The organism is Streptomyces chengmaiensis (assembly GCF_029846775.1).
Classification (GTDB): domain Bacteria; phylum Actinomycetota; class Actinomycetes; order Streptomycetales; family Streptomycetaceae; genus Streptomyces; species Streptomyces chengmaiensis.
Window position 1 is genome coordinate 160,862 of sequence record NZ_JARWBG010000010.1, and the last position, 9,856, is coordinate 170,717.

Sequence of the window (9,856 nt, forward strand, 5' to 3'; positions counted from 1 at the left end):
CGGTGCGCCGGGGGGATGTGGCTCGTGCGTTTCGCCGGGCGTGACGTCTGTGCGCTACGCCGTGCGCGGGGCGGGGATGCGGCCCGTGCGCTACGCCGTGCGCGGGGCGGGGATGCGGCCCGTGCGCTACGCCGTGCCGCCCGCGCCCGCCCGCGCCATGTCCTTCCCCACGGCGGCCCGCGCTCCGCCGCCGCCTTCGCCGGCTCCGTCTTCGCCCCCCGGGCCTGCCCGTCCGGCCTCCGGAAGCGGCAGCAGCCGCCGCCGTCCGGACAACACGTATGTGAGCCCGAATCCCGCCGCCACGACGGCCGCACCGCCTGCCGCGTCCAGCACCCAGTGGTTGGCGGTGGCGACGATCGCGCAGACCGTGAAGAGCGGATGGAGCAGCCCCAGCAACTTCATCCACAGCTTGGGCGCGAGGACGACCGCCACCACACCGCACCACAGAGACCAGCCGAAGTGCAGCGACGGCATGGCCGCGTACTGGTTGGTGACGGCCGTCATCGCCCCGTAGTCGGGGTTGGCGAGGTCCTGCGGGCCGTGGACGGTGTCGACGAAGCCCAGGCCGGGCATCAGGCGCGGCGGGGCAAGCGGGAAGAGCCAGAAGCCGAGCAGCGCGAGCAGCGTGGCGAAGGCGAGCGAGGAGCGCGCCCATCGGTAGTCGGCGGGGCGGCGGGCGTAGAGGATACCGAGGATCGTCAGCGGGATCAGGAAGTGGAACGACGTGTAGTAGAAGTTGAAGAAGGCTTCCGCCCACCCGATCTCGACCACCGCCTGGTTGACGGCGTGCTCGACGTCGATGCCAAGCGCCTGCTCGACGGAGAGGATCAGCCGGCCGTGCTCCTCGGCCGCGCCGACGCTGCCCGTGGCAGCGAGGCGGATCTGCGAGTACACGGAGTAGCCGACCCTTATCGCCAGCAGTTCGAGCAGCAGGTTCGGTCTGCTGAGCACGCGCCGCCAGAACGGCAGCAGGGGCACCAAGCGCCAGCGGGAGGCGACGGGGGTCGCGTACCGCGTGGGCACGGGCCGGCGGAAATACGGGGAGTCGAGCGTCAGGAAGGGTACGGCGCAGGCGGCGGCGAGCGCGGCGATGAGCAGGGCGTTGTCCCGCACGGGGTGCAGCACTGCGAGGTTCGGCAGCAGCATCTTGCCCGGCAGCGTCATCGCCAGCACGATCAGCACGGGCCACAGCATCCGGTCGGAGGCCCGCTTGCCGACCCGGCCGACGACGGCGAGCAGCACCCACAGCAGCTGGTGCTGCCAGGCGGTGGGGGAGACGGCGACGGCGACGCAGCCGGTCAGCGCGACGGCCAGCAGAAGCTGCCCGTCGCGGGCGTAGCGGACTGCGCGGCGCAGCCCGATGAAGCAGACGCCGGCGGCGAGGACGGTGTAGACGGCGATCTCCAGCGGTCCTTCGAGGCCGAAGCGGAGGAGCGCGCCGTGCAGGGAGTGGTTGCCGAGGCTGTCGGGCCGAGTGCCGAGCCCGGCGCCCGCGAGATGGTGCACCCAGTACGTCCACGAGTCGCTGGGCAGCGCGGCGGCTGCGAGCGCGGAACAGGCGGCGAAGGTGCCGGCGGCGCTGACGGCGGCGGTGCGGCGGCCCGTCAGCCACAGCAGCGGCGCGAAGAGCAGCACGGTCGGCTGGAGGGCCGCGCCGACGCCGATGAGCAGGCCGGCGGACCGCTCTCCGCGTGCCGCGAAGCAGCCGAGGAGCACCAGCAGGACGGGGATGATGCTGGTCTGGCCGAGGTGGAAGCTGTTGCGCACGGGCAGCGACAGCATGAGCAGGCTGATCGCGACGGGCGCGGCCAGCAGTTTGCTGCGGCGGGACACGGGCATGGGCAGGGCGCGGGCTGCGACCAGGCCGAGGGCGACGACGAGGAGCAGGGTGCCGAACGTCCACACCACTCCGAACGTCTGCTCTGCCGAGCGTGCGAACGGTTTGAGGACCAGGCCGGCGAAGGGAGTGCCGGTGAACGTCTCGGCGTCGTACAGCGATCCGCTGACGTGCAGCACGCCGCCCTCGCCGATCCAGGTCTCCAGGTCGACGAGCCGTTCGCCGGGCGGCGACGTGAGGACGGCCGCTGTCTGCCGTATCGCGAGTACGGCGGCGACGACCCAGAGGAAAACCCTGGCCAGGGCCATCCGCGATGCCGTCGTCGCGCTGCCGTTCACGCTGTGCTCCGCGTTCGCCACCTCGCGCCGCGCCTCCCCACGTCTGTGATCCCGAGTCGGTAGAGCCTTGCACTTCCCCAAGGCAGAGACTCAGGCAACCCCCACTTCGCCTGACTGTCACCCCGTTTTGACCGGAAGTCCGTGATCGCAGGCAGACATACAAGACGATAAGCCCGACCGGGTGACCTCTCATCCGCAAGGCCCGGAGCGGCGGCGGGCCGACCGCCTGCCCGGGCGACGTCTCCGCCTCGGCCGACGCCTGCTCCGGGGCGATGCCTCCGCCCCGGCCGACGCCTGCTCCGGGGCGATGCCTCCGCCCCGGCGGGGCGATGTCCCGACGGAAACCAACGAACGGTCCGCCCGCCCGAACTGGCATAGGTTGGAGGCCATGACTCAGGAACAGTGGAACGCCGTCGACGCCTACCTCACCGACATGCTCATCCCGGACGACCCCGCCCTGGACTCCGCCCTCGAGGCGAGCGACGCCGCGGGCCTGCCGCGAATCGCCGTCTCGGCCCCACAGGGGAAGCTGCTGCACCTGCTGGCGCGGACGCAGGGCGCGCGTCGTGTGCTGGAGATCGGAACGCTGGGCGGCTACAGCACGATCTGGCTGGCCCGCGCGCTGCCGCAGGACGGCGGCAGGCTGATCTCCCTTGAGTACGACCCCGCCCATGCGGAAGTGGCCCGGGCGAACATCGCCGCCGCCGGACTGGACAAGATCGTCGAGGTGCGCACGGGCGCGGCGCTCGACACCCTTCCGGAGATCGCGGCGGAGCTGGGCGAGCCGGACCGGTTCGACCTGGTCTTCATCGACGCAGACAAGAAGAACAACCCCCGCTATGTGGAGTGGGCGCTGCGGCTGACCCGCCCGGGCGGCGTGATCATCGTGGACAACGTGGTGCGCGCGGGCCGGGTGACCGAGGACGGCAGCGGCGACGAGGCGATCGAGGCCACCCGCAGGATGTTCGAACTGGTGGCGCGGGAACCGCGGCTGGACGCCACGGCGGTGCAGACTGTGGGCACCAAGGGGTACGACGGCTTCCTGCTGGTCCGCGTGGTGTCCTGACCTGTTCCCCGATCCGGACGAGCGCGGAGAGCCCGGCGGCGCCGCTGACCCGTAAGGAGCGTGAAGAGCTTCTGACGGCACCTCATGTCGCAGGCCCTGTCGGTCGACTCCGGCGAGTCCGGCCGGGCCCCGCTGACGGAGCCGGCCGCCCGCACTCTGCCCGCCGACACGGTGGACGGCCATGCCGCCTTCGCCGAGAAGGAACACGGCGAGGAGGCTGTCTTCCGGGTGCGCCCGGAGCGCTGGGTCGGCACCGACCTCGGCTCGGTGTAGGGCAGGATGGCGTCATGAGCATCGTGAAGATCAATGTGCTGACCGTCCCAGCTGAGCAGCGCGAGGTTCTGGAGGAGCGATTCGCCTCCCGCGCGGGCATGGTGGAGAACTCCGACGGCTTCGAGTGGTTCGAGCTGCTGCGCCCCGTCGAGGGCACCGACCGGTACCTCGTCTACACCCGCTGGCGCTCGGAGGCGGACTTCCAGGCATGGATGGAGGGTCCGATGCGCGCCGCCCACCAGGGCCGCGGAGACCAGTCCGGCGAGCGCCCCAAGCCGGCGGCCACGGACTCCACGGTGTGGACCTTCGACGTGGTCCAGCAGGCGGCCCCGGCGGCGCGCGCGGCCGAGTGACGGCCTGGACCTTCACTCCGGAGGCGTTCGGCTCCCCCGGCTTCCCCTCCGCGGGCGCGCTGCGGAGGGGCACTGCACCGAGGCGCCCGGCTGGAGCCGGCGGAGGCCAGCCGCTCTGCGGCTGGCACCTCTCCCCGGGGCGCCGGGACGGGCCGGCGGGCGGCAGGGGCGGGGCGCAGGGGGTGAGCCCCTGCCTCCCACATGTATGAGGCGGCGTCAGAGTCCCACGTTGACCCGGAGCTCCTTGATGCCGTTGAGCCAGGCCGAGCGCAGCCGCCGCGGCTCGCCCGCCAGGCTCAGGTCCGGAAGGGTGTCGGCGACCGCGTTGAAGATCAGGTCGATCTCCATCACGGCCAGGGACTTGCCGAGGCAGAAGTGCGGGCCCCCGCCGCCGAAACCCAGGTGGGGGTTGGGGTCCCGTGTGATGTCGAAGACCTCGGGACGGTCGAAGACCTCGGGGTCGTGGTTGGCCGAGGAGTAGAAGAGCCCCACCCGGTCGCCCTTGGCGATCCGTGCTCCGCCCAGCTCGACGTCCTGTGTGGCGGTGCGTTGGAAGGCGACCACCGGCGTCGCCCAGCGCACGATCTCCTCGGCCGCGGTCTGGGGACGTTCCCGTTTGTAGAGCTCCCACTCGGCGGGGTGGGTGAGGAAGGCGTGCATGCCGTGGCTGATGGCGTTGCGGGTGGTCTCATTGCCCGCGACCGCCAGCAGGATGACGAAGAAGCCGAACTCGTCGGAGGAGAGATTGCCTTCGCCCTCCGCGGCGACGAGCTGGGTCACGATGTCCTCGGCCGGGCACTCCTTGCGGGCGGCGGCGAGGTTCATCGCATACGAGACGATCTCCAGGGCGGCCTCGGCGCCGATCTCCTCGGTGACGGCGTACTCCGGGTCGTCGTAGGCCGCCATCTTGTTGGACCAGTCGAAGATCCTGGCGCGGTCCTCCTGCGGTACGCCGATGAGCTCCGCGATGGCCTGGAGCGGCAGCTCGACGGCGATGTTCGTCACGAAGTCGAAGCTGCGGCCGCCGCCCCCCGGCTTCCCGCCCTCGGGCTTCCCGTCCTCCGGCTTCCCGGCGCTCTGCAGCGCCGTCTCGACGATGGAGCGGGCGCGGCTGCGCAGCGCGTTCTCCAGGGAGCGCACCGCCCGGGGGGTGAAGCCGCGCTGCACGATCTGCCGGACCCGGGTGTGCTCGGGCGGGTCCATGTTGAGCATGATCATCTTCTGGACGTCGATCTGGTCCCGGCTGATCGACTCATTGAACCGGATCACCGCGGTGTTGGTGTGCGAGGAGAACAGTTCGGGGTGGGTGGAGACGTACCGCACGTCGGCATGCCGGGTGACGGCCCAGTACCCGGAGTCCTGGAACCCGGAGATCCCCGTCGGCTGGGCGCACCACCAGACGGGTGCGGTCCCGCGCGCCTCGGCGAACTCCGGGTGCGGGACACGGGACTGGAGCAGGTCGGGGTCGGTGAAGTCGAATCCTTGGGGAAGGCGGGGGCAGGGGGGCATGGGCGACTCCAGGACTGGCGGCGGCGTCGGGCTGCCGGTGCGGAAGTGGCCCCCGCCGGCCGGACGCGGGCGCGACGCGGACTGTCTGACGACCCATCAGATTTGTCGCAAGGTAGTAACGGGCCCTGCAAGTGGCAAGAGTCGCGGCGGCAACTGTTGCGCGGAAATGGTGTGCACGGGCGTGCGGAGGGCGTGCACGGGCCTTGCGTACCGCGGGTAAGCCTCTCCAGACTGCTGAGAGAACTAGAACGTGTACTAGTGCCCCTCCCGGCAAGCTTTGCTCGCGGTGTGGCGCCGGGACGCCCCCGCCGATGCGCACCCATGCGCGGATGCGCAGGAGAGGACAAGCTCTATGGCCGCGGAACCCGTCATCGTCGAAGCCGTACGCACCCCCATCGGAAAACGGCACGGGGTGCTCGCCAATCTCCACCCCGCCTATCTCCTGGGCGAGACCTACCGTGAACTCCTCGGCCGCACCGGCATCCCCGCCGACTGCGTCGAGCAGATCGTCGGCGGCACCGTCACGCACGCCGGCGAACAGTCCATGAACCCCGCGCGCACCGCCTGGCTGGCGATGGGGCTGCCGTACGAGACAGCCGCCACCACGGTCGACTGCCAGTGCGGCTCCTCGCAGCAGGCGAGCCATATGGTCGCCAACATGGTGGCGACCGGCGTCATAGACGTGGGCATCAGCTGCGGCGTCGAGGCGATGTCCCGAGTGCCGCTGGGCAGCGGCTCCAAGCACGGTCCCGGAAAGCCCTTCCCGGACGAGTGGAACGTCGATCTGCCCAACCAGTTCGAGGCCGCGGAGCGCATCGCGCGCCGCCGCGGGCTCACGCGGGAGAACGTCGACGCGCTGGGGCTGATCTCGCAGGAGCGCGCGGCCGCCGCCTGGGCCGAGGAGCGCTTCAAGAGGGAGACCTTCGCCGTCCAGGTCCCCACCACGGAGGAGGAGCAGGCCGCGGGACAGGGCATGTGGCGGCTGGTCGACCGCGACCAGGGGCTGCGGGACACCAGTATGGAGGCCCTGGGCAGGCTCAAGCCCATCATGCCCACGGCGGTGCACACCGCCGGGAACACCTCGCAGATCTCCGACGGCGCGGCGGCGGTCATGTGGGCGTCCAAACGCATGGCCCGAGCGCTCAAGCTCAAGCCGCGCGCCCGCATCGTCGCGCAGGCCCTCGTCGGCGCGGACCCCCACTTCCACCTCGACGGCCCGGTCGACGCCACCCGCGCGGTGCTCGGCAAGGCGGGCATGTCGCTCAAGGACATCGACCTGGTCGAGATCAACGAGGCGTTCGCCTCCGTGGTGCTCAGCTGGGCCCGGGTCTTCGAGCAGGACCTGGAGAAGGTCAACGTGAACGGCGGGTCCATCGCGCTGGGCCACCCCGTGGGCGCGACGGGCGCACGGCTGATCACCACGGCCCTGTACGAGCTGGAGCGCAGGGACCGGGAGTTCGCCCTGATCACCATGTGCGCGGGAGGGGCGCTGGCGACGGGCACCATCATCCAGCGACTGTCGTAGCCTCGGCGTGCTGCGGCCTGCCCGCTGCGGCGTGCTGCGGTGCGTCGTGCCGTGATGCGTCCCGCCGGGGTGCGCGTCGTGCCGTGATGCGTCGGCCGAGGTGCTTCGTGCCGCGTCGCGCCCCATATGCGAAAGGCCCCGGCGGCCGACCAAGGGAATGGTCGGCCGCCGGGGCCCTCGTTCACCGGGCCGTGCCGTCAGCGGCTCGGGGCCAGACTCAGTACCAGTGGTTCGCCTGCCAGAACTTCCAGGCGCCGCACGGGCTGCCGTAGCGGTCGTTCATATAGTCCAGACCCCACTTGATCTGGGTCTTCGGGTTGGTCTTCCAGTCGGAGCCCGCCGAGGCCATCTTCGAGGCCGGCAGGGCCTGCACCAGGCCGTACGCACCCGAGGAGGGGTTCGTGGCGGTGTGGTCCCAGCCGGACTCACGCTCGACGATGTTGCTGAAGCACTTGAACTGGCCGGCGGGCATCATCTGCTTGGCGATCTGCTGCGGGGTCGCAGCGGCGGCCGTCGTGGTCGACCCCATCACCGCGCCTGCCGCACCCAGGAGCACAGCGGCGCCTGCGACGACGGTCTTCTGGCGGGCGGTGAAGCGGTTGATCAGCGAGCGGGTCAAAGCGATACCTAACGTCGGGGGGCATGGTTCGTCGCCATGAGCGGCGTGGCTGAGCGGGGCTCGTACGCCGGGCTCGAAGCCCTGCGCCGCCTGGCGACCCGGACAGTTGTAAAGCAGGCGGCGGGGCCCGCGCCGTGAGCGGGCTCACTACGGAGATACGAGGCGGAACGGGAAGTACGGGGCAAATTTCCCGACCCTGGTATAGGGGGCATTTCGCCTGGTGGAGGCGGGGTCGGAAGGCCTCTCGGCCCGCCCGCACGGCTACGAAGCCGGGCCGTAGAGGGCCAACGTCCCGTGAGACGGCTCACCCGCCCGGGACTCTTCGGGGCCCGCTCAACGGCCGCTCAGCGCGGCTCGAATGTGACCTGCGCCTCGAAATCGGCGCGCCGCGTGGCACGGCGCAGCGCCTTGAGGACCGTGGAGCCGAGCAGCACGGTCAGCACGACGGTGAGCGCGGCCCGGCCCAGGTCCCAGCCCAGCGAGGTCGCCAGACAGTACGCGACGAAGCGCACCAGGTTCTCGTGCACCGGCTCGCCCGGGTGGAAGGCGACCGAACTGCTCATCGTCGACTGCAGCAGCACCCAGCCCTGGAGATTCATCACCGTGCCGTAGGCGAAGGAGGAGAGGAAGCCGTATCCCGCGAGCATCAACACCTCGCCGCGGCCGCGCAGCCCGCGCGGGGCGGGCAGCAGCCCCGCGCCCATCGTGAACCAGCCCATCGCCAGCATCTGGAACGGCATCCAGGGGCCGACCCCGCCGGTGAGCAGCGCGGACGCGAACATCGTGACCGAGCCGAGGACGAAGCCGAAGCCCGGGCCGAGGACCCGGCCGCTGAGCACCATCAGAAAGAACATCGGCTCCAGGCCGGCGGTGCCCGCGCCCAGTGGACGCAGCGCCGCCCCGACCGCGGCGAGCACCCCGAGCATCGCCACCGCCTTGGCGCCCATGCCGGTGTCGGCGATCGTCGCGACGACGACGGCGACGAGCAGCGGCAGCAGCGCCCCGAAGAGCCAGGGCGCGTCGGCGGCGTGATCGGTGACCGCGCTGTCCGCGTCCGCCAGCAGCGGCCAGCCGAAGGCGACGACCCCGATGGCGGAGATCAGCCCCAGTGCGGCGACGGAGCGGGGGCCGAGACGGATGGGGCGCGCGGGCCCGCCGGTGCGGGCCTCCTTCGGCGGGCGATCCATCGCCGCGGGGTCGGCTTCGGGCGTGCGTCCTTCGGCGGCGGCGTGGTCCGCCGTCGGTGGGCGATCCGTCACCGCGGGGTCCTCTTCGCGCGACCGCCTGCCGGCGCGGGCCTCCTTCGGCGAAGGGGCCGGATCGGGGTCGGGGGCATCGGCCCGCTCCGGGCCGGGTGGTGATTCCGGGCCGGGTGGTGATTCCGGGCCGGATGGCGACGGCGCCGCCGCACCGGGCGCCGCCGCTCGGGCGGGTCCGGTTGCCCCGGGGGTGACGGGGTCAGCCGGGGCGGAGAGGTCCGGGGCCCGGCCCGTCGTCCGCATCGGGTCGTCGATCACAGTGCCTCCCGGACCTGGGCGACCGTGAGCCACGGCTGAGGCGCCAGGATCTTGGCCGTCTGCGGGGCGAAGGCGGGAGACGACACCACGACCTCCGGGGTCGGGCCGTCCGCGACGACCTCGCCGTCCGCGAGGATCACCACCCGGTGCGCCAGCTCTGCCGCCAGCTCCACATCATGTGTTGCCAGCACGATGGCGTGGCCCTCGGCGGCCAGGCCCTTCAGCACGCCGACCAGTCGGGCCTTGGCCGCGTAGTCGAGACCGCGGGTCGGTTCGTCGAGCAGCAGCAGCGGGGGCCCGGCCGTCAGCACGACCGCGAGCGCCAGCGCGAGGCGCTGGCCCTCGGACAGGTCCCGTGGATGGGCGTCGTCCGGCACTCCCGGCAGCAGCGCGCCGACCAGGGCCCCACAGGCCCCGGGCGCGACGCCCGCGTCCGCGTCGGCCGCCGCGCACTCGGCGGCCACCGTGTCCGCGTACAGCAGATCCCTCGGCTCCTGCGGCACCAGGCCGACCTGCCGGATCAGTTCCCGCGGGCCCGTGCGGTGCGGGATGCGGCCGCCCACGGCCACGCTGCCGGACGTCGGCTCGATCATGCCGACGAGGGTGGCCAGCAGGGTGGACTTGCCGGCCCCGTTGCGCCCCATGAGCGCGACGGTCTCGCCCGGCGCGACGGCGAGGTCGACCCCTCGCAGCGCCTCGATCCGCCCGCGGCGCACCCCGAGCCCGACGGCCTGCGCGACCGCCCCGCCCGGGGAGGCGGGCCCGTGCGGCGCGACGGCCGCGCCTCCGACGGCCGCGCCTCCGACGGCCGCGCCTCCG

At 72.2% G+C, this 9,856-nt stretch carries 9 protein-coding genes; 4 read left to right on the forward strand and 5 right to left on the reverse strand.

Translation table 11 applies throughout. The annotated features are described in order from the left end of the window. Positions 1-126: 126 nt before the first annotated feature. Entirely contained in the window at positions 127-2,145 is a 2,019-nt protein-coding gene (locus QCN29_RS11740) for a bifunctional glycosyltransferase 87/phosphatase PAP2 family protein (RefSeq protein ID WP_318036706.1), read from the reverse strand. Between the two features lie 418 nt (positions 2,146-2,563). Here QCN29_RS11740 and QCN29_RS11745 point away from each other — a divergent pair, with 418 nt between their 5' ends. The 3 genes from QCN29_RS11745 to QCN29_RS11755 all read left to right on the forward strand — a co-directional run bounded on the left by QCN29_RS11745 (position 2,564) and on the right by QCN29_RS11755 (position 3,867). Then, complete coding sequence (locus QCN29_RS11745) at positions 2,564-3,241, forward strand: O-methyltransferase (RefSeq protein WP_279927801.1); 678 nt, start codon at positions 2,564-2,566, stop codon at positions 3,239-3,241. Positions 3,242-3,325: 84 nt separating this feature from the next. Beyond that, entirely contained in the window at positions 3,326-3,514 is a 189-nt protein-coding gene (locus QCN29_RS11750) for a hypothetical protein (RefSeq protein ID WP_398859174.1), read from the forward strand. A gap of 14 nt (positions 3,515-3,528) precedes the next feature. Beyond that, positions 3,529-3,867 carry an antibiotic biosynthesis monooxygenase family protein gene (locus tag QCN29_RS11755; protein ID WP_240139502.1) on the forward strand — a complete coding sequence of 113 codons (339 nt, stop codon included), beginning with the start codon at positions 3,529-3,531 and terminating at the stop codon, positions 3,865-3,867. 216 nt (positions 3,868-4,083) lie between these two features. Here QCN29_RS11755 and QCN29_RS11760 read toward each other — a convergent pair whose 3' ends face one another. Then, positions 4,084-5,376: a cytochrome P450 gene (locus QCN29_RS11760; RefSeq protein WP_279927802.1), complete on the reverse strand. Its 1,293-nt coding sequence runs from the start codon at positions 5,374-5,376 to the stop codon at positions 4,084-4,086. Positions 5,377-5,728: 352 nt separating this feature from the next. Between QCN29_RS11760 and QCN29_RS11765 the strand changes: the two genes are divergently transcribed. Further along, on the forward strand, positions 5,729-6,901 hold the full coding sequence (locus QCN29_RS11765) for a steroid 3-ketoacyl-CoA thiolase (RefSeq protein ID WP_279927803.1): 1,173 nt from the start codon (positions 5,729-5,731) through the stop codon (positions 6,899-6,901). 217 nt (positions 6,902-7,118) lie between these two features. On the opposite strand, the gene QCN29_RS11770 is transcribed toward QCN29_RS11765, so the two are convergent. From QCN29_RS11770 to QCN29_RS11780, 3 genes are all read right to left on the reverse strand, one after another. Continuing rightward, positions 7,119-7,520, reverse strand: a complete 402-nt coding sequence (locus QCN29_RS11770) for an aggregation-promoting factor C-terminal-like domain-containing protein (RefSeq protein ID WP_240139505.1) — start codon at positions 7,518-7,520, stop codon at positions 7,119-7,121. Between the two features lie 344 nt (positions 7,521-7,864). Continuing rightward, a complete protein-coding gene (locus tag QCN29_RS11775; protein ID WP_279927816.1) occupies positions 7,865-8,707 on the reverse strand; it encodes an ECF transporter S component in 843 nt (280 codons plus the stop codon). Between the two features lie 326 nt (positions 8,708-9,033). Next, the coding region (locus QCN29_RS11780) for an ATP-binding cassette domain-containing protein (protein ID WP_279927804.1) at positions 9,034-9,856 on the reverse strand (823 nt) is incomplete at its 5' end.